Here is an 18797-nt window from a genome sequence, read left to right as displayed (position 1 = left end):
AACAAACAGCAACCGAGTCAAAGCGTAAATTCGGCGAACTTTCCGTCGGGCGTTTCCTCACTTTTGGCATAGACAAACTCACCGCTTTGGAGGAAATCACCGATTGTCTTATCCGGGTGCTGGTAGACAAGATCAAGGAGCTCGATAAAATCACGGATGATTTCCCGGGGCGTAATATGCGAATCGGCCCCGACGCGGGCAAATTCCTGACGAATGAAAGAAATGCGGTCTTCCTGGGTCACTTTATTGTCATATTCATAGAGCAAGCCGTGGATCTCCGTCAGTTTTTCCGTCAAGATGAGCAGTTCTTCCGGCGTCAGGGGCTGAAGGTAGATCACGGGTGCCAGCAGGTCTTTGTAGTCACCGCTGAAATGCCCTGCCGCCAAGCGAGAACGCAGCGCTTCATAGCTATAGACGCCGCGGCGCGGATCTTCCATGCATTGAGGCGTACCGCTGAGAATGATGCCTAGGTAGTGGGCCTTTCCCTGCATGGTATCGTTGAACATGGTAAGGATCTTCTCATAGTTATATTGACGGGAAATGGCATTGGGAATCTTATAGATATTGACCAGTTCATCGATCAGGATAAAAAAGCCGGCATAACCAGCCTGTTTCAGGAAATAGGCAAAGATTTTAAGGTATTCATACCAGTCATCATCGGTGATGATGATATTGACGCCGAGTTCTTTCCTGGCCTCTGTCTTTGTCTCGTATTCCCCGCGGAACCATTTGATGACAAGGGCCTTTTGGGCATCATCACCGCTGCGGTAGGCCTCGTAGTAAAGACTCAGGAGACGGGCAAAATCAAAACCGTGGACCATGTCCCCCAGGGAATATAGGACCTTGCGGATCTTTTTTTCCACAGCGTCAATAAGGGCCCCATCCCCCATGGCAAGGCCGGTTTCTTCCATGGTCAGGGCCTGGACACGGTCAATCCAGCGGTCGAGGATGAGCGTAAGGGCACCCCCTTCGGGGCGGGTCTTGGTCGACATGTTGCGCACGAGTTCACGGTACGTGGCAAGCCCCTGCCCATGGGTTCCTTGAAGCCGCCGTTCCGGTGACAGGTCCCCATCCACCACGACAAAGTTCTTTTCAAGGATATAGTTGCGTATGGTTTGGAGCAGGAAGCTTTTGCCGCTTCCGTAGCGCCCTACGACAAAACGGAAGGAGGCGCCGCCTTCTTCAATCACGGAGACATCGTGGAGCAGCGCGTCAATCTCGTTCTTACGCCCCACAGTAATATAAGGCAGGCCAATGCGGGGCACGACACCGCCCTTTAAGGAACTGATGAGGGTCCGGGCAATTCTTTTTGGGATTTTGATCACAGTAGGACTCCTTTCAGGTCATCGACGTAATCGGCAAGGATCATCGGCCCTCCGTCATCAGCAAGGACCGTATCCATAAATTCATCATAAAGTTTCTCGTTGACCCGGTCAATCATGAGGGAAACCATCATGCCAGGAGGAAGCGTTTCCTTATAGGATGCATGCGTAAGCAGTGCCCTAAGAAAAGCAGCTTCCGCCTCCGTAAGGCCATAGGGAAGTGCCTTCTTTTCCACCACGGGCACTCTGTGAGGGGGCGGTATCTGGGCTGTACTTTTTTCTTTTTCCAAGAAGGCGAGCTGAGGTCCTTGCTCAGAGGCCTTTTCAGCAACCCGCGTCAAAGCGGGTTCCTTCCTTTCTTCCTTGGACAACTCCCGAAGGCTTTCTTCCCGCGTTTCCTCTTCTGTCATGAGCTTATCCCGCGTTTGTGCGGCATCCTTGCGGATTAAGCCCAATTTACTCAAATCGAAGGACACTTCCTGCCGTGCCTTACGTGCGGCTTCTTCCTGAAAATGGGCCACAATGGCATCCACACTTTTCACCAGCCATTTAGGCGGCGTTTCAAGCGGCTGGAGGGGCGGCTCTTCCATGAGCTTTCGATAATGGACCTCGGCCATGCGCAGATAGGATCCCAGTCTCCGCCTATGCTTATTATCCGCCGTTCGGTACCATAGGGTCCAGATTTCCCCATCAGTCTTTACATATGCATACTGATCGAATCGATAAATCAGTTTTTTTCGTTCCCGGCGTTCAGGAAGAAAATAAGCCGTTTCAAAAAGGTCGAGCCAGCGATAGGTTTCACTGGCAAGGCACGTATCCATGAATCCCATCTGTCGATGGTCCTTGAAATAGGCCACAATCTTTTGATAGATCAGGGCAATGAAGCGTTCATAATGCAGAGGATCTTTATGATAGAGAAGGGATTTCTTAAGGTTGTAATTGGAATGTCTAGAAAGGACCTCAACGGTCTCATGATGATGAAGGACTAGGTCTTCCGTTTCCAGATACGTAAGGTCCTTACCAAGGGCCATGAGACTCTGCACGACGGGCGGGAGTTTTTCGGGCGTCACCCCATAATAGACCATGAAATGAAAGAGCCACTCATTCAGACGCATAATAAGGGTCGGTTCCTTCGGCCCATAGTCGTCCCGCAGCTTTAGGAGCCGTTCGTATCCCTCCTCCGGCGATTTGACACCAATAAGATTGATCAGTTCATTGGCATAAAGGATGTAAAAGGTGAGGTTTGATGGTTCCACCTGTCCCCGACGAACCCGCGTACGCCAGCCAAAGTAGCCCCGCAGCTCGCTGTCACTGAGCGCCGAATAAGATGGATAATAGTGAAGGCAAGGGCCAGTGTGAACCGTTTCATCGCTATAGTTTTCCGCGGCTTTTCCCTGTAGGACAAAAAGTTCGGAAGGGCTATACTTGTTGCGTGCCTGCCATTGGTATTCCCGAAGCTTTTGCAGTGCGGCAGGAAGCGGTTCCTGCCACTTCCTGCGCCTGATGCTTTCCCGGCCATATTCCACATCGGGCAGATGGAGCAGCTTCCGCAGCTCATCAATGGTCCTGGACCCCATTGTCACCCCTCCTATCCTAAACATGTATTCACTTTCATTATAGTGCAAGTTGGTGAAAAAGCAATGCTTTGTCCTTCATTTTACCAAAGAAAGGAAGGTCGATACAACTTGACTTTCAAAAATCTCGTGGGAAGGGACAAAAGACGACAAAAAAACAAGACCTGCAGCGCACATTCCATACGTACAGATCCTGTCGCTTGTCCATGTCTATGCGTTGCGTCCCTTTTTTACGGCTGCCCAAACAGCAAGAGGAAACGGCCCTACTCCCACTTGCCCCAATGGACCCGGAAAGGTCTCACGTCAGCCAATTTTCTTGGACGAATGGGATGGAGCGGATATCCCAAGGAAAGGATGGCTTCAACCTCAAGCCCATCCGGAAAATGGAGCAGTTCCTGCAGATCCTTATTCGACGTAAGGGGATTTCCATCAGAGCCTATTTTTTCGGAGACCATATGCCTTACCTGCACCCAACAGCTGCCAATTCCCAGTTCCCGGGCCTCAAGCATCATCGCGAGCATAGCAAGGGACGCGTCTTCCACCCAAGCATGGGATTCAAGGCGCCCCAATACAACGACAGCCGCCGTCGCTTGTGTAAGCATTTCCCCAAAGCGAGGCTTGCAGCGGGCCATTTGGGAAATGAGGCTCCGGTCCTCGACGACTAAAAATTCTGTACTGTGAAGGTTCTTGCTGCTCGGCGTCATGAGTCCGGCGGCAACAATCTGTTGGAGCTTATTGCGCTCGATGGGTTCTTCCGTATACTGACGCACGCTGCGGCGGGCCGATAAAAGATCAAAAAAGTTCATGGGAAATTTCTCCTTTCGGACAGTCCATAGGGGTGAATCAAAAGAGGATGTTTTTAGGGGCAGCTGGTGCGCAATTGGTGCGCAAGCTTTGCTTGATGGTACGGACTCATGTAAACATATGTGGAAATGATAAAAGACTGAAACACCGCACCAGTCCTTATTCAAAGACTCATGCGGTGTTATTTGAATTTATGCGGAAAGCGTCCGCATATCTCATTTTTAATTGGCGGAGAGGGTGGGATTCGAACCCACGGTCCCTCGCAGGATCGCCAGTTTTCAAGACTGGTGCCTTAAACCACTCGGCCACCTCTCCATAACAAATGAAGTATATCGGAATGGAACGCTCTTGTCAAGATGGGGCATTTTTTCATACCCATCTAGTAACAAGCCGCGCAATATAGTATAATAAGAATGTTAAGTAGACGGTAGTGACCGAATAAAGGGAAGTTGAGGAATTGTCATGAATGTTGTCGACCTGCTCATGCAGCGTTCGTCCCTTGCGGATGAACAATATTTGGAGCTTCTGCGCTCCCAGGATCCTTCGCTGCGCAATAAGCTTTTTGCGGCCGCGCAGGAAGCGGTGAATTATCTGTTTCATCGCCGGATCTATATGCAGGGCGTTCTGGAGTTCACCAATCACTGCCCGCGAAACTGCTTTTATTGTGACCTCCGAGAAGAAAACAGGGATAAAAAAAGATTCCGTCTCAATTCAGAGGAAATCCGCGGCGCCCTGAAAGAAGGGTATGAACTCGGTCTGCGCTCATTCATCCTGGAATCAGGGGAAGATCATTACTATACAGATATGATCATGGGCAACCTCATCTCAACGCTCAAAGGGGAGTTTCCGGACTGTGCGCTGGGCCTTTCCATTGGTGAGCGAAGCCGCCTATCTTACAGCCGAATGAAAAAATCCGGTGCCGATCGGTATCTCCTGCGTTTTGAAACGGCAGATCCCCTGCACTTTTCAAGACTCCATCCCCCGTCGGATTCCCTATCAACCAAAATAGACTGCCTAAACGACCTTAAGCTCCTTGGCTATGAGCTTGATACAGGATTCCTTGTCGGGGCTCCTTATGAGATGGCGGAGTATCTTGCCCGTGACCTTACCATGCTCCAGGAAATCAATCCCGATACAATCAGCCTATCTCCTTTTGTTCCAAGGGAAGGAACGAGTTTCCGTCATCAGCTGCCGTGTAACCTGGAAACCTTCCTGCGCCTCACGGCCATCCTGCGCGTGATGTTCCCTAAGGCCAATATCGCCGCCTCTCCCCTTGTTAACAGCATCCATGTCCAAGGACAAGTCATGGCGATTTACTCCGGGGCCAATGTACTTCGTGTCCCCCTCTTCCCGCCGCCCGTGCCTGGCGTCACAAGGCGCAGTGGAGGTGTTTCCCTCCTGCGCCGTCTCCAGTCCCTTTATGCGAGCCTTTCTAGCCATAACTATGAAATGGTCGTAGACCGCGGCGACTCCCTCAGGTTTCTGGAACGCCATCCTAAAGCACCTGCTCAAAAAAACTAATTGGACTTCATTTCAATGGAGTCAGCCCGTCTTTGATTGTTCAAAGACGGGCTCATTTTATAAAACAAACGTTTTCTATCGCTCACGATACCTAAGCTCCAGCCAAAGACTCTTTTCACTATCCAAATAATCTTTTCCCTGCTTCTTCTTTTTTAAGAAAACAGGCATTCGCAGCAAGGATTTTGTTATAATAGACAAAGTACCCAACTTTGCGGAAAGGAACGATGTTACAATGATTCTCATCACATGTGTCGACGATGCAGGCGGCCTGCTCTTTAACAACCGCCGTCAAAGTCAGGACCGGATCCTTAGGAAGGAAATCCTTGCCCAGGTATCGGGTCAAAAACTTTGGATGGACGCCTATACGGCAGCCCTCTTTGAAGGAGAAAATGCTTCTATCGAAGTGGCTGAAGATTTTCTTCAAAAAGCAGGTCCTAAGGAATATGCCCTTCTTGAAGACCGGGAAGCGGCCCCTTACCTGGACCGGATTGAAAAAATTGTGCTCTATCACTGGAACCGGTCCTATCCAGGTGATTTTTTCTTTGATATCGATGTAACAAAGGCCTGGCACTGCGTCTTTACAAGGAGTTTTGCCGGTTCTTCCCATGACAAGATTACAGAAGAGGTATACGAAAAATGAAAAAACTCATGAACTTCGCGGCATCCCTTTTACTTTCCCTCTCACTCATGGCAGCAGGCTGCGGCCAGTCCAAGGAAGCAGCATCCAGAAAGAGTGCGCCCGCCGCGGCGCCCGTCGCCACCCAAAAGGGATCAGCGGCACAAACCTCCTTTGATTTAGCAAGCATTCCTGATTTTTCCGGCAAACCTTATGTTGTCATCAATGACAATGTGCCGAGCTTTTCCGATAAGGACAAGGCTTCCACCAGTTCCTTTGAACACTACAGCAAGCTCGACAGTCTAGGGCGCTGCGGCGCAGCCTTTGCCAACGTAAGCCGTTCTACCATGCCGACTAAAAAACGAGGCGCCATCGGAAACATCAAACCCTCAGGCTGGCATACAGTCAAATATGAAGGCATTGACGGCAAATATCTATACAACCGCTGCCACTTGATTGGGTATCAGCTGACGGCAGAAAACGCCAATCCGCGCAATCTCATTACTGGGACACGATATCTTAACGTAACAGGGATGCTGCCCTTTGAAAACATGGTAGCCGACTATGTCAAAGAAACCAATCACCATGTACTCTATCGGGTCACCCCCATTTTTAAGGAGCGGGAACTTGTGGCGCGGGGTGTTCAGATGGAAGCCTACAGTGTCGAAGATAAAGGTGCTGGAGTCCAGTTCAATGTTTATGTATATAACAACCAGCCTGGAATCTCCATCAATTACGAGACCGGTCGGAGCAAAAAAGCATGAGGCTGCGTCGAAGCAAAAAATGCTCCGATTGAGAGAGCTGTAAGTTTAAAAGAAGAGAGCCAAACCCAGAATCACAATAATACCGCCACGTCCCGCCTTTTTCTTTTTCCTTTGTACTCGATGCGCAGCATCGAACCTATGGCGTCAATATCAAGAAACAATGAAAAATGGTCTGCAGTCACATACAGTGATTGCAGACCATTTTATGCTTTTATTTTTCAGCCGTTTGGTCTCGCACGATATCAAGGATGAGATTTCCGACATCCTCTTTTGACATAAGACCCGGTTCCTTGATGCTTCCATCGGGGAAAAGCAGCTTGACGATGTTTGTATCCGTGCTGAAACCAGCGCCTGGAGCCGTAACGTCATTTGCGACAATCATATCAAGGTGCTTTTTCTGCACTTTGGCGGCCGCGTTGGCAATAAGGTTCTGCGTTTCCGCGGCAAAGCCGACGAGGAACTGATGGGTCTTTTTTTCTCCTAACAGTTTCAGGATATCAGGGTTCTTATCAAGGTCGATGGTGAGGCTTTCCTCATTTTTCTTGATCTTTTGCGCGGCTTTTTCATGGGGCCGGTAATCGGCAACAGCAGCAGCCTTGATCACGGCATCCACCGAATCATAGACGGTGAGGCAGGCATCCAGCATCTCCTGGGTCGATTCCACGGGAATCAGTGTTACATTTCGCGGGGCCGCAAGGGCCGTCGGTCCTGAGACAAGGATCACATCGGCGCCGCGGCGCGCTGCATCGCAAGCAATGGCGTAGCCCATCTTGCCGCTTGACCGGTTGCCGATGAAACGCACCGGATCAATGGCTTCCCGGGTTCCTCCCGCCGTCACGAGGATGCGGCGTCCCCGAAGGTCACCATCCCGTTTTGCAAAAAAGACATCAAGATAGGCTTTGATGTCTTCCGGTTCAGGAAGGCGTCCAGCCCCGTTGATGCCGCAGGCCAGGTAGCCCGCTCCACTCGGCATGATAAGAATGCCATCCCTGCGCAGCGTTTCCAGGTTGCGCACGACAGCGGGGTTATTGAGCATATTCGTGTTCATGGCCGGACAGATGATCTTGGGCTTATCGCAAGCCATAAGCGTCGTCGACAGAAGGTCATCGGCAATGCCGCCAGCCATCTTGCCAATGATATTGGCCGTAGCCGGTGCCACAACCATAAGGTCACACCAACGGCCCAAGGCCACATGCTCCACATTGAATTCATCATTGCCACGCCACATATCATAGGCAACAGGCGCGCCGCTGATTTCCTTAAATAACAGAGGGGACACAAGCTTTGTGGCGGCCTCCGACATTACGACACGGACCTCTGCCCCGGCCTGGACGAGACGGCTGACAAGGGTGACCACCTTATAGCAGGCAATTCCACCGGTCACACCGATTGCAATCTTTTTGCCCTCTAACACAGTGGACTCCTTTTATTTCTTGGTGTTCGACTTGGGTTCCGCCGTTACAAGCCCCTGGGCAATTTCTTCCATAGCGATGGAAACGGGCTTATTGGATTTGCTTTCCACCAGGGCCGGTGCATGGTCAACAAGCTGGCGAGCCCGTTTGGCAGCCATAATGACAAGGCCATATTTGGAACCTACTTTTTCAGCCAGATAATCAATGGACGGATCGATCATAGTCATGATAACAACACTCCTTTAGTCTTGTTCAGTCGTCTTTTGTTGGCAGATTTCATCAACAATGTAGTAGGTGCGTCCCACTTTGAGATGTTCCACATCGATGATTTTGCTGACCTTGTCCGTGGCTCTTTCCACTTCATCGTTGACGACAATGTAATCATACTTCGAAGCATAGGCTAGTTCCGATGTCGCTGCGCTGAGTCGGCGCTTGATGACATCAACCGCATCAGTCCCGCGTTTATAAATGCGCTTACTGAGTTCATCAAGGGATGGCGGGACGATGAAAACAAACACCCCGTCAGGGTAGCTCTTTTTGACCTGCAACGCGCCTTGGGGATCGATTTCAAGGACGACGTCAAGGCCTTCGTTCAGCTTATCAAGCACGTACTGACGCGGGGTCCCGTAATAGTTTCCATAAACGGAAGCATGTTCCAAAAGGCCGCCATTTTTGATCATTTCCTCAAATTCCTCACGGGTCTTGAAGAAATAGTTCTTGCCGTCCACTTCTCCCTTGCGGGGTTCACGGGTCGTGCAGGAAACGGAATAGGCCATGTGGTCCCGTTTCTCAAGGAGCCGTCCGCAGATGGTTCCTTTGCCGGCACCGCTCGGTCCAGAAAGGACAAGTAAGATTCCCTGTGGTTTATTCATGGTCTCCTCCTTCTCCAGCTTCGTCGTCAACGTCATCGTCAACGGCAAACCGGTTGGCAATGGTCTCTGGCTGCAGGGCCGAAAGGACCAAATGGCCGCTGTCCATGATGAGGACGGAACGGGTCCGGCGCCCATAGGTTGCATCAATGACGACACCCTTGTCGCGGCCATCCTGGATGATCCGCTTGATAGGCGCCGATTCCGGGCCGATGATGGTAACGACCCGTTGGGCCGATACAATATTGCCAAATCCGATATTGATCAGTTTGATGTCCATTTCCTACTCCTTGCCACTATTGAATATTTTGGATCTGTTCCCGGACCTTTTCAATCTCACCCTTCATTTCAACGACAGTCTGGGTCATCGTCGAATCACTGCATTTGGAGGCAATGGTGTTGGCTTCACGATTAAATTCCTGTACCAGGAAGTCCATACGCCGACCGACAGGATGATCTTCCTGGAGCATCTGGCGGAACTGCTTGATATGACTGTGGAGACGGACCATCTCCTCTGTCGTGTTCACCTTATCCGCATAAAGAGCAACTTCCTGGATGAGACGTGACTCATCCAGGTCCCCGGCTCCATGGGCACGAAGGGCCTCAAGAAGCCGCTCTTCAAGGCGCTTTTCATAATCCTTGACCGCTTCAGGGGCGCGTTCTTCCAGGAAGGAAAGCTTTTCTTCGATAAGGTCTACGCGGCGCGCCACATCTTGGGAGATGTTGCGGCCTTCTTCCTCCCTCATCGCGTCCAAATGGCGCAGTCCCGTCTGGACGGCACCCAGCATATGGGGCCAGAGCGTTTCAAGATCGATCTTTGCCTCTCCGGGGATGACCACATCGGGGCACTTTGCCACAAAAAGAACCTCCCGCCCCTCATCAACCGCGCCTTCATGAGCGCCCAAAAGGGCTGAAAGTTCCTTCAAACCATCATGATAAGCCTTTGCAAGGCCTTTGTCAATTGTAATCTGACGGCCTTCCGTTCCCGTATAGGCTGCATTGACAAAAACGTCCATATGTCCCCGGCTCACATCATCCAAGATCACCTTGCGCATCCGGTTTTCAAGGGGTGCCAAGAAGCGCGGCATGCGGATGGACAGTTCCGCATAACGGTGATTCACGGTCTTGATTTCAAAGGTAAAGGAAAACGAATCATCCTGATAATCGCCACGTCCGTAGCCGGTCATACTCTTTAACAACGTAGGGCCCCCTTAGTTTACTTTGTCAAGTTTCAGCACGTACTCCCGCGTTCCACCGACCTCATCAGTTACAGCAAGGACCATGGTCCGCTTGGGATCGAGCTTCTTGAGGTCAAAATAGATATAGTACTGATCATCCCAGACATTGACCGTGACGACGCCGCCCGCGGCGGCACTGTTCACCTTCATCTTGCGCCGAGCCGCATGGTTGAGATTCGTGTAATAGGGTTCCACCACATTGGTGCCCTGATACATCTTGACCTTGAGGAATTTCGGTTCAAGCTTGGTCGTCGTACTGATTGTGACACCGAGGGCAAGCACACCGTCATAGGCCTTGGCCACCTTCATGCCCCGGCTGATTGTGGGAGTTCCCCCATTTTCCGCAAGACTCTTGGCATCGATGGCTGCCATAAGATAAGGCGTGTACATAACCGTTTTTTCCCCGACGCCATAACGGTTCGTCTGCTTACGGTCGTAGACGGTCCAAGGCGCTACCAGTTCAAGGTCTGACGCTCCTTTGCGCTGGGATCCGTAAAGCTGGGCAGCAGCAATATTGTTTTCCGTAAGGGGGAGCATGGCGTAAGCCGATTGGGTCAGTGTCAGAAGGGCAACAAGCAGCAATCCTGTTTTTTTCATTCCATAATCTCCTTTGCGGTTTGACCAGAAAGAATCCACATATTATACTGTGTGAAGTGCCGTCTAGCATCTTACGATTGCAGACCACGCATAATGTATCCATATATTATATAAAAAAACGGGAAATCGTGCAAATATAAGCCAAAAGGAGGCTTTTTCATGAACCTCGAAGGCATGACCTTACGCGTTCTTACTAAAGAGCTGCGGGACCATCTGGAAAACGGCAGGATTTATAAGATTTTCATGCCGAGCCGCAATTCCCTGCTCCTTCAGATTACGCTCCAAACCCATACCGAAAACCTGCTCATTGATCTATCCGGGGATTCCCCCCTCGTGACACTTCCCGAGCGTCTTCCTGAACGGCCAGATAGGCCGCCCAGTTTCTGCATGCTCCTTCGTAAACACCTTGAAGAAGGCCGCATTACGTCCATCACGCAGCTGGGCCTTGACCGCGTTCTTGTCATAGGCATCGATCTGATTGGCCGGGAACGCAAGATCATCACAAAAAAACTGATTCTTGAACTGACAGGAAAAAACAGCAACATCATCTTTGTTGATGAAACAGGGCTCATCGTCGACGCTCTCCGCCACATTGGAAAGAAAGAAAGCCGCGTGCGCCAGATCTTGCCAAATAAGCCCTATGAAGCGCCGCCCCTTGGGGAAGGCATTTCCTTTCTTGAAGGTGACCCCCATGCCATCAGGGAGGCTTGTGTGGCAAGCGGGAAAGATAGTCTCACCGCCGCCCTCATTGCGGTAACTGTCGGCATCGGAAAAGAATCCGCCCAGGAGACCGTCTACCGTGCAGGCTTTGACAAGGCACCGGCCCTATTTTCCCTAAAGGAAGCAGCGGCCCTTGAAAAAGCCATCTTCTCCATCCAAGAAGAGGTAAAAGCCCATCTGACAGGGGAAATCCAGACCGTCATGGCCCAAATCGATGGGCGCAACCGGATGAAGCACCTAACTGCCTATGAGGCCCATGTAGGGGAAAAGATGACAGCCCGTTCCTTTCCTTCCCTCTTAGCCGCCCTGCTGTATAGCGCCAGCCTCGTTCCCATCCAGATTCCCGAAAAGGACACACTGCAAAAGCTCGTCCTCAGCCACATGGCAAAAACCAAGAAAAAACAGAAGGCCCTAGAAAAAGATCTCCTGCGGGCCGAAGACGCCGATACTCAAAAGATCATGGCCGATACACTTATGGCTTATGGAACTGCCATAAAGAAGGGGGAACAGGCAGCAACGCTCCAAAACATCTATACCAATGAACCCCTTACCATTGCGCTCCAGCCCCAGCTGACGGCCATAGAAAATGCCCAGGCCTACTACAAACGCTATAACAAGTATAAACGGGCAGTGAGCGAGATTCATACCCAGCAAGCTGAAACGGATAGTCTCCTTGCCTATCTGGAAAGTCTTGACGCGTCCCTGGATACAGCCATCACCAAAGGGGATGTTTCAGAAATCAAGGAAGAAATCATTGCCCTTGGCCTCCTTCCCAAGCCCCGTAAAAAGATGGCGGTCCAGTCCAAATCAGTTCCGCTTAAAGTCGTTCTTTCGGAAGACACCCTCCTTTATGTGGGAAAAAACAACAAGCAGAATGACTATGTCACCTTCAAACTAGGACGCGCCCATGATCTTTGGTTCCATGCCAAGAACATTCCGGGCTCCCATGTCATTCTGAAAACGACCCTTCCAAGCCCCAGGGAAGAAGATATCCTGCGGGCTGCTCAAATCGCCGCTTACTACAGCAAAGGACGCTTTTCCAGCCGCGTTTCCATCGACTGCACGCAGCGCCGCTATGTAAAAAAGCCAAACGGAGCCAAGCCGGGCTTTGTCATTTTCACCAACCAAAAAACCATCAACGCGGAGCCAAAAAAAGAACCGTGACCCAATGAAATGTACCCTCTTTACTAGACACCCAGTAAGGAGGGTACATTTGCGTTATACGACTGAATTTAAGCTGATGTGTGTAGAACTTTATCGTCAAGGTAAGTGGGTAAAAACACCTAAAGGAATTAAAACAGCAAATTTCCGTAACAAGATTCGTACTTGGAATCGTATCGAACAGGCTGGCGGACCGGGAGCATTGTGTCACAAAGCACATTACAAGGCATGGTCCCCAGAGGAGAAACTTGAATTGGTTTCACAAGTAAATGCCGGACAGTCAATGATGGCTGTCGCCTGTCAATATGGTATGAGCTATGGTCTTTTGTACCAATGGGTTCGTAAATACAGAGAAGAGGGGTATAATGGGCTCGTAAGTAAAAAGAAAGGTCATCATAGAAAGGGTCAGACCATGAAAAGAAATACGAAGAGCCCCAAACCATTAAATGAAAGTGAACGGGAAGAATTAATTCGTCTGCGCGCAGAGAATGCCTACATAAAAGCGGAGAATGCTGTAATAAAAAAACAAATCGCCTTGAGACGACAAAAATGGGCTGCGCAGCTCAAGGCGAAAAAGCAGCAGTCATCCAGGAACTCCGCCAGGAAGGACACCCGTTAAAGTACCTGTTAAAATTCTCGGGATTAGCGAAGTCGACCTACTACTATGAATTGAAGCGTACCGATCGTGTAGAAGAAAGAAACAAATCAATTACGGAAACAATCTGTCACATATTCGAGGAAAATAAGCAGAGATATGGTGTTCGGCGCGTTTGTCACGAGCTGGTGAACCGCGGCTTCCATATCAATCACAAACGGGTGCAGCGTATCATGCATGACCTGAAGCTGTTTGGCAAGCGTCCGAAAGAAAAGTACCATTCGTATAAAGGAGAAGTCGGAAAAGTGGCCGGCAACATCATCCAGAGAAACTTTAAAGCGGACAGGCCACTGCAGAAATGGACAACGGATGTAACACAGTTTCATTTCTCATGGGGAAAATGCTACCTTTCCCCTATCCTGGATATGAATACGAACGAAATCATCTCCTATGATTTAGCGATGATTCCTAATCTTAACCAAATCAAAAGGATGCTGAACCGAGCTTTTAATAAATTCAGGAATTTACAGGGGTTAATTATGCACTCGGATCAGGGATGGCAGTATCAGCATGAATTTTACAGAAGTGAATTGAAAAAGCATGGAATTATACAGTCAATGTCGCGTAAGGGCAACTGCTATGACAACAGTATTATGGAAATCTTTTTTGGTCGGATGAAAAATGAAATGTATTACGGAAGCGAAAAAGAATACACTTCGTTCAAGGTATTTGCTAAAGCAGTGAAAGAATACATTCACGATTTCAACAAGGAAAGGATTCAGAAAAAAACAAAATGGATGCCTCCCGAAATATATCGGGAAACATCCACTAATGCCATTTAACTAATTTATATGCGTCCAGTTTTTGGGGTACACATCACAAAGGTCCGGTTCTTTTTACTTTTTTATTTGACGGCAAAATGGTAGACAAGTTCATTAAAAGGCGTCTTGGCCGTCTTCTTTCCATAAAGGGCCGTAACCTCATAGTTTCCAGGCTGACTGAACGTCAGGAACAAAATGGTTTGACCCGGGGAACCACCGCGGCCCGTAGGGTTTTCCATGGGCAAATAGAAGGAATGCCCCATGTCGACAACGCCGCGACCTAGGTCCGCGCCTGTAAGGGTCCACTCAAGACCTAAGGACGGGTTGGCATCAAGATAGAGGGCAACAAGCTCGCCCGGCTTCACGGATAGGGTCTTTCCGGCTGCTTCCTTGGTCAGCTTGTAGCTCGTGAGAAGGCGCGCCCCGCCGCCAACGTTGATGGCCCCCGTAAGGTCAGCATAAGGAATCAGGTTCGTAAAGGGGCCTCCATCCGTACTTTCTGCCAGGATGCCCGTTTCCCCAAAGACATAATGCTTGCCGTCAAGGAGCCGCTCATAGTCTGCACTTTTTGTGTAGAGCAGGTCCTTTTCATCAAGGACGCTGCCAGCTTCCGTATCAATGGTGACACCGTCATAGACCGTACGCTGGCCTTCCGCTTTCAGAACAAAACTAACAAGGCTCGGACGGTTGAGAGTGATTTCATAGGAAAGGCGAGCACCTTCCCCAGCCTTTTTCTGCAGGGCTTCTGCCCGGGACCGCAGAATTCCATTCACATTATTTTGCAGATAAGTTTCCCGCAGCCCATCAATATAAGGGACCGATCCCCCCAAACGTGGATCTGCGACAACTGTCGTATGGCCAAAAGCAAAGCCTGCCGCTGGCGCTGCCAAGAGGGCTGCGCAGGAAAGGGCCAACATCCATTTCTTTCCAATCATAAGGTAACCTCCGCCTAAAAGATATAGGGTGTCCGGTAGGGGGTAAGGAGAGATTCATCCCGCCTGTAGCGCGTGCCTTCCCCCAGGGTCACAGACCGCCCTGCAGCCATTATACCATCAATTTGTGAATAATCTCCGACAATCAGTCGTTTCGGCGTAAAAAGAAGAACCTTTTTGAGTACGGCCCCCTGCCCGACAACAATATCAGAAAAGCTAAAGATGACCATGGGCCCTGTCAGTTGGACGCCGTCATTGAGAACTGCCCCATAGGGCGCTACTACAAGGGCCCTTCCTGTGACCGCCATGTTCGGGGGAATCCGAAGTGCTTTTTTGCGGGCCACATAAGCGTAGCCCCGAAGTGGCATCTGAAGGAACGGCCCTGTAGGGAAATCAGGTCCCTTCTTGCTGATTTCGTCAAAGTCGCCTTCCAGGAAGAGGGGAAAAGCCGCCGTGTAAGTCGTCTTTCCCGGTGCAAACAACGTTTGATAATGAGGGTGCATCCTTCCACCTGGGGGCGAAACTTCATAGCGCGAAGCGGACCGCAGGACCGCTTCGTCAGTGCTTTGAAGTTCCGTTTTTTCTTCCTTCACAAGCGCTTTTCCTACTTTGCGTGTTTTCACAACCAAGCGATACATAGGCTCTCTTCCGCTTTTTGGACCGCGCACAACAAGGCGATGGCCTTCTCGGGCAAAAGACTCTCCTTCCCTTGCCTTACAGAAGGAAAAGAAAAGGGCAGTGCGTTGCTCCGCTTGCCAAAGAAAGCGCTGCTTTTCGCATCTTGAATAAAGACTCCGGACAAGATTCATGATAAGGGACGCGGCCGCCACAATGAGAACAAGGATAACCCCCGTTACAACCCCCCTTCTTCTACCAAAGTCCATAGGCATAGACCTCCTTAAAGGGGCGCCTTGCCCCGTTTTTGACAAGGACAAAGGTACAGGAAACCGCAATCTGGTTACTTTCCTGTTTTTCAGCATGAAAATCAAGGATCCGTAAATGAGGCCCCGTGAGCGGATTGATGCCAGGCGGCTTCATTCCTTCCTGGGCGCTGATGTAAAGGGTTTCCCTTCCAGATTGGGGCGAGGGCGCCGCATAGTACTGGATCGTTTGATACGGGGAACGGGTCCATAGCTCCAGCACATCGCCGGAGCTCCCTTTTTTGATGGAAACAGCAAGTGCTTCATAACGAAAATAATGTTCAAAGCGGCAGTCAAGATCCACCGCTGCCCGGCGCAGTTCCCAGCTGGATAGGAGCTTCGATGACAACGCGACAAATCGCCCGCCGGCCCTTGCGCAAAGGCTGATGAGGAGTGCGAAAAGAAGGACGAACAGCATACATTCAAAGGCCACAAAGCCCTTATCTTTTTTCATAGCGTACCACGCGGGCAAGAAGCCGCCGACAAGGCCGTTCATAGATGGCTGCCTGCCGTTCCTTGATCTGGGGCAGTTCAGGAACGATTCGCTCTGTTTCCACCCACAGATAGGGATCCAAAAGGGGAGCCTTCTGACCTGTAGCGGCAAAATGACGCAGGACCTTTTGAGCGTAGGCCCGGGCCTCCCAAGTACGCGTCCACCATAATCCGAGAGAAAAGGCCTCCAGGATGAAAAAACACAAAAGGGACATGAGCCATGTGGCAAATAAATAATCGATGAGGACGAATCCTCGAGCCTTAGGGCAGGTGCGCAGCATAGGTCAGCCGCCCCCTTACTGGTTCAAAAGTGAATTCCCGTTTTTCCGTTCTATTATTTGTTTCAAGGAAAATGGTCTCCATCCCGCCTTTAAGGGCACCGCTCGTTGTAAAGACAAGCTGCCGTGGCCCGCTGATGGTAATGGAAGGCGCCTCAAGGTCAAAGGAAAGGGGCCATTCCCTAAGCTTTTCATGCCTGACACAGATGCCCTTTGGCCCTACGTCCGCCCTATAGACGGGACGATTCTCAAGGAGGGCCCCATCCTGGGCCGCGGCAATGACGCTGGCTGCCTCGTAGGTCCAGAGGGCAAGGCGGGAATAATCCTGTTCATGTTGGATGGTCCTCAATAGGGGCAGGGAAAAGACGAGGAAACAGGTCAGAAAGCTGATTCCGACCAGCATGTCCCCTATGAGAAAACCAGCGCGCTTACGCATCAGTGCCGCCATGACCGCCCTTCTTTCCTAATTCACTGCTGCGCACCGTTTCGCCGCTGCTCAAGGTGCCAGAAAAAACGCATCCGGTTCCCCCGTTTTCTGCGCTTTCAAGGGTAATCCCCCCATAGTCCTTATCCGGGGCATACTTTCCCTTGACAAGCTCGTCAACGGACTGAGGAGCCATGCCCTTTTCCATTTCATAGACCTTCGCCGCACTGTCAAGTGTGGTCAAATTCATGACCAGCTGCGTATCGTGGGATTTATTCATGGCACTTTTGATGGAAGGAATCAAGGCTGCTGCCATAACGCCCAAGATGGCAAGGACAATGAGGATTTCAAGGAGGGTAAAGCCTTTTTTCTTTTTTATTTGGGATCCTTTGTCTTGCTTCATAATGATTTGATGACAACTGATATTCTTTAGCATGGTTCATTTCTCCTTTTTGTACTATATAGCTGTAGGCAGCCCATTCATAAGGCCCATTAGGGGGGACATGACCCCATAGAGGATAAGGACACTGACACCGGCCATAAAAACCAAAAGGATTGGTTCCATCAGACGCTTGACTGTCTTTAGGGTCAAGGTCAGTTCCTCCATCAAGAGGCTTGAAGCCTCGCTAAGCATTTGCGGAAGGCGCCCGCTTTCTTCCCCCATGCTAAGAAGTTCCCTCGTCAGGGGTGAGATCAAAAGCGGCGCCGTAAGGGCCGCTTCCGAAAATGAATCACCGCTCGTCACTGCACGCAGGAGCTTTTGTCCTTCAAGACGCAACGGTCCTTTGGGCAAAAGGTTCCGTGCTTCTTCCAAGGCTTCATGGAGGGAAAGGTCGCTTTCAAGCAGAAGGGCCAATAATCCCACGAAGCGAACTTCCCAAAAGCGGCCATAAGCCCTCTGGCAGGGGGGAATGACAAGAAAAAGGCGAAGCCTGTAAGGGCGAATCCCATGGTGAAAAATAACAAGTCCCAACATGACAAAGACCAGTACCAAAGGATGATCTGTCAGGGTCCTCCGTAAGATCATCATCAGCGACAGCCCGGTAGGAACAGAAAGATTGAGCTCTCCATAAAGACCAACAAATAGGGGCAGGATGGCGATGATGAAATAAAGGACGACGAGACCGCCTAGCCCCAGGACCAAGAGGGGATAAAAAAGGGCTCCCATCATTTCCTTCCAAAGCTCCCGTTTGCGGCGATAGGAATCAGATAGACGCAGACACAAAACGGAGGTCCTGCCGCTTTTTTCTCCCGCTTCCAAAAGGACTGGAGCCAAGGCCCCAATCGCCTGTTCGTACCGCAAAAGGGCCTTTGATAAGGATCTTCCCTTCTTCAGTTCCTCGCCGATTCGCCGACAGAGGAAGGCTACTTTCGCATTTCCCCGCAGTCCCATGATGTCCAAGGCTCGCAAGATGGGAATCTCACTTTTAAGCAGGATACCCAGTTCCTTGAAGAGCCGTTCCCGCTCTCCATCTGAAAAATGCTGCCTCGTTCCTTTCACTGAAAACCAATCTTCCTTAAGGGAGAGTATGCGGTCATGTTCCCCCTTAAGGACCTGTAAGGCTTCGCCTTTATGCTCCGCCAAAAGGACGCCGCTCATGATCGCCCCCTTTCCTGTCCGTACTTTGTAGCGGTATCGTTTCATGAGTCATTCCTCCTTTGCTCGTCTTCTTTATTCAAGATGGAGCCATTCATTCCTTGTTACCCCAGATAAATGTGCGTTTTCACGCTGCAACT

General features: G+C 50.4%; 22 protein-coding genes and 1 tRNA gene. 6 read left to right on the top strand and 17 right to left on the bottom strand.

The window, feature by feature from the left end; genetic code table 11:
- Positions 1-17: 17 nt before the first annotated feature.
- The 4 genes from DW817_RS05195 to DW817_RS05180 form a co-directional block, all read right to left on the bottom strand.
- Complete coding sequence (locus DW817_RS05195; protein ID WP_009015828.1) at positions 18-1325, bottom strand: ATP-binding protein; 1308 nt, start codon at positions 1323-1325, stop codon at positions 18-20.
- A complete protein-coding gene (locus tag DW817_RS05190; protein ID WP_009015829.1) occupies positions 1322-2899 on the bottom strand; it encodes a TerB N-terminal domain-containing protein in 1578 nt (525 codons plus the stop codon). The genes DW817_RS05195 and DW817_RS05190 overlap by 4 nt, the downstream gene beginning before the upstream one ends.
- A gap of 260 nt (positions 2900-3159) precedes the next feature.
- Complete coding sequence (locus DW817_RS05185; protein WP_009015830.1) at positions 3160-3702, bottom strand: nitroreductase family protein; 543 nt, start codon at positions 3700-3702, stop codon at positions 3160-3162.
- Positions 3703-3926: 224 nt separating this feature from the next.
- Positions 3927-4015: transfer RNA gene (locus DW817_RS05180), tRNA-Ser, on the bottom strand.
- Between the two features lie 147 nt (positions 4016-4162).
- On the opposite strand from DW817_RS05180, the gene hydE reads away from it, so the two are divergent.
- From hydE to DW817_RS05165, 3 genes are all read left to right on the top strand, one after another.
- Entirely contained in the window at positions 4163-5221 is a 1059-nt protein-coding gene (gene hydE, locus DW817_RS05175) for a [FeFe] hydrogenase H-cluster radical SAM maturase HydE (RefSeq protein WP_120111332.1), read from the top strand.
- Positions 5222-5453: 232 nt separating this feature from the next.
- Positions 5454-5861 (top strand): hypothetical protein, encoded by a 408-nt coding sequence (locus DW817_RS05170; protein ID WP_009015832.1) that lies wholly within the window; start codon positions 5454-5456, stop codon positions 5859-5861.
- Positions 5858-6601 carry a DNA/RNA non-specific endonuclease gene (locus DW817_RS05165; RefSeq protein WP_021736488.1) on the top strand — a complete coding sequence of 248 codons (744 nt, stop codon included), beginning with the start codon at positions 5858-5860 and terminating at the stop codon, positions 6599-6601. Before DW817_RS05170 ends, DW817_RS05165 begins: the two co-directional genes overlap by 4 nt.
- Positions 6602-6812: 211 nt before the next feature.
- Here the strand turns inward: DW817_RS05165 and coaBC are convergent, their stop codons facing one another.
- The 6 genes from coaBC to DW817_RS05135 are packed head-to-tail and all read right to left on the bottom strand — an operon-like array spanning position 6813 to position 10717.
- A complete protein-coding gene (gene coaBC / locus DW817_RS05160; protein ID WP_120111328.1) occupies positions 6813-8015 on the bottom strand; it encodes a bifunctional phosphopantothenoylcysteine decarboxylase/phosphopantothenate--cysteine ligase CoaBC in 1203 nt (400 codons plus the stop codon).
- A gap of 12 nt (positions 8016-8027) precedes the next feature.
- Complete coding sequence (rpoZ, locus tag DW817_RS05155; RefSeq protein WP_014128678.1) at positions 8028-8234, bottom strand: DNA-directed RNA polymerase subunit omega; 207 nt, start codon at positions 8232-8234, stop codon at positions 8028-8030.
- A 21-nt stretch (positions 8235-8255) separates the two neighbouring features.
- The gene (gene gmk, locus DW817_RS05150; protein WP_009016426.1) at positions 8256-8885 is read right to left on the bottom strand and encodes a guanylate kinase; all 630 of its coding nucleotides are present in this window, start codon (positions 8883-8885) and stop codon (positions 8256-8258) included.
- On the bottom strand, positions 8878-9162 hold the full coding sequence (gene remA / locus DW817_RS05145) for an extracellular matrix/biofilm regulator RemA (protein ID WP_009016427.1): 285 nt from the start codon (positions 9160-9162) through the stop codon (positions 8878-8880). The genes gmk and remA overlap by 8 nt, the downstream gene beginning before the upstream one ends.
- A gap of 16 nt (positions 9163-9178) precedes the next feature.
- A complete protein-coding gene (locus DW817_RS05140) occupies positions 9179-10081 on the bottom strand; it encodes a YicC/YloC family endoribonuclease (RefSeq protein WP_016459478.1) in 903 nt (300 codons plus the stop codon).
- 12 nt (positions 10082-10093) lie between these two features.
- Positions 10094-10717: a hypothetical protein gene (locus DW817_RS05135; RefSeq protein ID WP_016459477.1), complete on the bottom strand. Its 624-nt coding sequence runs from the start codon at positions 10715-10717 to the stop codon at positions 10094-10096.
- 159 nt (positions 10718-10876) lie between these two features.
- Between DW817_RS05135 and DW817_RS05130 the strand changes: the two genes are divergently transcribed.
- From DW817_RS05130 to DW817_RS05120, 3 genes are read left to right on the top strand one after another with little or no spacing between them, the layout of a single operon-like run.
- Entirely contained in the window at positions 10877-12601 is a 1725-nt protein-coding gene (locus DW817_RS05130; RefSeq protein WP_009016430.1) for an NFACT family protein, read from the top strand.
- A gap of 49 nt (positions 12602-12650) precedes the next feature.
- Positions 12651-13217: a helix-turn-helix domain-containing protein gene (locus DW817_RS05125; RefSeq protein WP_120111324.1), complete on the top strand. Its 567-nt coding sequence runs from the start codon at positions 12651-12653 to the stop codon at positions 13215-13217.
- A complete protein-coding gene (locus DW817_RS05120) occupies positions 13148-14035 on the top strand; it encodes an IS3 family transposase (RefSeq protein ID WP_120111320.1) in 888 nt (295 codons plus the stop codon). The genes DW817_RS05125 and DW817_RS05120 overlap by 70 nt, the downstream gene beginning before the upstream one ends.
- A 62-nt stretch (positions 14036-14097) precedes the next feature.
- On the opposite strand, the gene DW817_RS05115 is transcribed toward DW817_RS05120, so the two are convergent.
- Genes DW817_RS05115 through DW817_RS05085 form a run of 7 tightly spaced genes read right to left on the bottom strand, consistent with a single transcriptional unit; the run spans position 14098 to position 18705 of the window.
- Positions 14098-14949: a protease inhibitor I42 family protein gene (locus tag DW817_RS05115; protein ID WP_009016444.1), complete on the bottom strand. Its 852-nt coding sequence runs from the start codon at positions 14947-14949 to the stop codon at positions 14098-14100.
- Between the two features lie 14 nt (positions 14950-14963).
- Positions 14964-15830, bottom strand: coding sequence for a hypothetical protein (locus DW817_RS05110; protein WP_243634070.1), 867 nt, complete (start codon positions 15828-15830; stop codon positions 14964-14966).
- Positions 15817-16320, bottom strand: a complete 504-nt coding sequence (locus tag DW817_RS05105; protein ID WP_014128681.1) for a hypothetical protein — start codon at positions 16318-16320, stop codon at positions 15817-15819. The genes DW817_RS05110 and DW817_RS05105 overlap by 14 nt, the downstream gene beginning before the upstream one ends.
- Complete coding sequence (locus tag DW817_RS05100; protein WP_009016441.1) at positions 16307-16639, bottom strand: hypothetical protein; 333 nt, start codon at positions 16637-16639, stop codon at positions 16307-16309. Before DW817_RS05100 ends, DW817_RS05105 begins: the two co-directional genes overlap by 14 nt.
- Positions 16620-17084, bottom strand: coding sequence for a hypothetical protein (locus tag DW817_RS05095; RefSeq protein WP_009016440.1), 465 nt, complete (start codon positions 17082-17084; stop codon positions 16620-16622). The genes DW817_RS05100 and DW817_RS05095 overlap by 20 nt, the downstream gene beginning before the upstream one ends.
- Positions 17065-17496, bottom strand: coding sequence for a type II secretion system protein (locus tag DW817_RS05090; RefSeq protein ID WP_009016439.1), 432 nt, complete (start codon positions 17494-17496; stop codon positions 17065-17067). The genes DW817_RS05095 and DW817_RS05090 overlap by 20 nt, the downstream gene beginning before the upstream one ends.
- 21 nt (positions 17497-17517) lie before the next feature.
- A complete protein-coding gene (locus DW817_RS05085; RefSeq protein WP_009016438.1) occupies positions 17518-18705 on the bottom strand; it encodes a type II secretion system F family protein in 1188 nt (395 codons plus the stop codon).
- Positions 18706-18797 lie beyond the last annotated feature (92 nt).

The sequence above is a fragment of the Acidaminococcus sp. AM33-14BH genome (assembly GCF_003603525.1).
In the GTDB taxonomy this organism is placed as follows: domain Bacteria; phylum Bacillota; class Negativicutes; order Acidaminococcales; family Acidaminococcaceae; genus Acidaminococcus; species Acidaminococcus intestini.
This window is presented reverse-complemented; position numbering and strand designations above follow the sequence as displayed.

What these genes read in the sequence shown, in the direction of transcription:
- DW817_RS05085 (WP_009016438.1), bottom strand. Translation starts at nt 18,705, where the DNA reads ATGAAACGATACCGCTACAAAGTACGGACAGGAAAGGGGGCGATCATG.
- DW817_RS05090 (WP_009016439.1), bottom strand. Translation starts at nt 17,496, where the DNA reads ATGCTAAAGAATATCAGTTGTCATCAAATCATTATGAAGCAAGACAAA.
- DW817_RS05190 (WP_009015829.1), bottom strand. Translation starts at nt 2,899, where the DNA reads ATGGGGTCCAGGACCATTGATGAGCTGCGGAAGCTGCTCCATCTGCCC.
- DW817_RS05100 (WP_009016441.1), bottom strand. Translation starts at nt 16,639, where the DNA reads ATGCTGCGCACCTGCCCTAAGGCTCGAGGATTCGTCCTCATCGATTAT.
- gmk (WP_009016426.1), bottom strand. Translation starts at nt 8,885, where the DNA reads ATGAATAAACCACAGGGAATCTTACTTGTCCTTTCTGGACCGAGCGGT.
- DW817_RS05135 (WP_016459477.1), bottom strand. Translation starts at nt 10,717, where the DNA reads ATGAAAAAAACAGGATTGCTGCTTGTTGCCCTTCTGACACTGACCCAA.
- rpoZ (WP_014128678.1), bottom strand. Translation starts at nt 8,234, where the DNA reads ATGATCGATCCGTCCATTGATTATCTGGCTGAAAAAGTAGGTTCCAAA.
- DW817_RS05105 (WP_014128681.1), bottom strand. Translation starts at nt 16,320, where the DNA reads ATGAAAAAAGATAAGGGCTTTGTGGCCTTTGAATGTATGCTGTTCGTC.
- remA (WP_009016427.1), bottom strand. Translation starts at nt 9,162, where the DNA reads ATGGACATCAAACTGATCAATATCGGATTTGGCAATATTGTATCGGCC.
- hydE (WP_120111332.1), top strand. Translation starts at nt 4,163, where the DNA reads ATGAATGTTGTCGACCTGCTCATGCAGCGTTCGTCCCTTGCGGATGAA.
- DW817_RS05095 (WP_009016440.1), bottom strand. Translation starts at nt 17,084, where the DNA reads ATGGCGGCACTGATGCGTAAGCGCGCTGGTTTTCTCATAGGGGACATG.
- DW817_RS05170 (WP_009015832.1), top strand. Translation starts at nt 5,454, where the DNA reads ATGATTCTCATCACATGTGTCGACGATGCAGGCGGCCTGCTCTTTAAC.
- DW817_RS05120 (WP_120111320.1), top strand. Translation starts at nt 13,148, where the DNA reads ATGGGCTGCGCAGCTCAAGGCGAAAAAGCAGCAGTCATCCAGGAACTC.
- DW817_RS05130 (WP_009016430.1), top strand. Translation starts at nt 10,877, where the DNA reads ATGAACCTCGAAGGCATGACCTTACGCGTTCTTACTAAAGAGCTGCGG.
- DW817_RS05115 (WP_009016444.1), bottom strand. Translation starts at nt 14,949, where the DNA reads ATGATTGGAAAGAAATGGATGTTGGCCCTTTCCTGCGCAGCCCTCTTG.
- DW817_RS05165 (WP_021736488.1), top strand. Translation starts at nt 5,858, where the DNA reads ATGAAAAAACTCATGAACTTCGCGGCATCCCTTTTACTTTCCCTCTCA.
- DW817_RS05185 (WP_009015830.1), bottom strand. Translation starts at nt 3,702, where the DNA reads ATGAACTTTTTTGATCTTTTATCGGCCCGCCGCAGCGTGCGTCAGTAT.
- DW817_RS05110 (WP_243634070.1), bottom strand. Translation starts at nt 15,830, where the DNA reads ATGGACTTTGGTAGAAGAAGGGGGGTTGTAACGGGGGTTATCCTTGTT.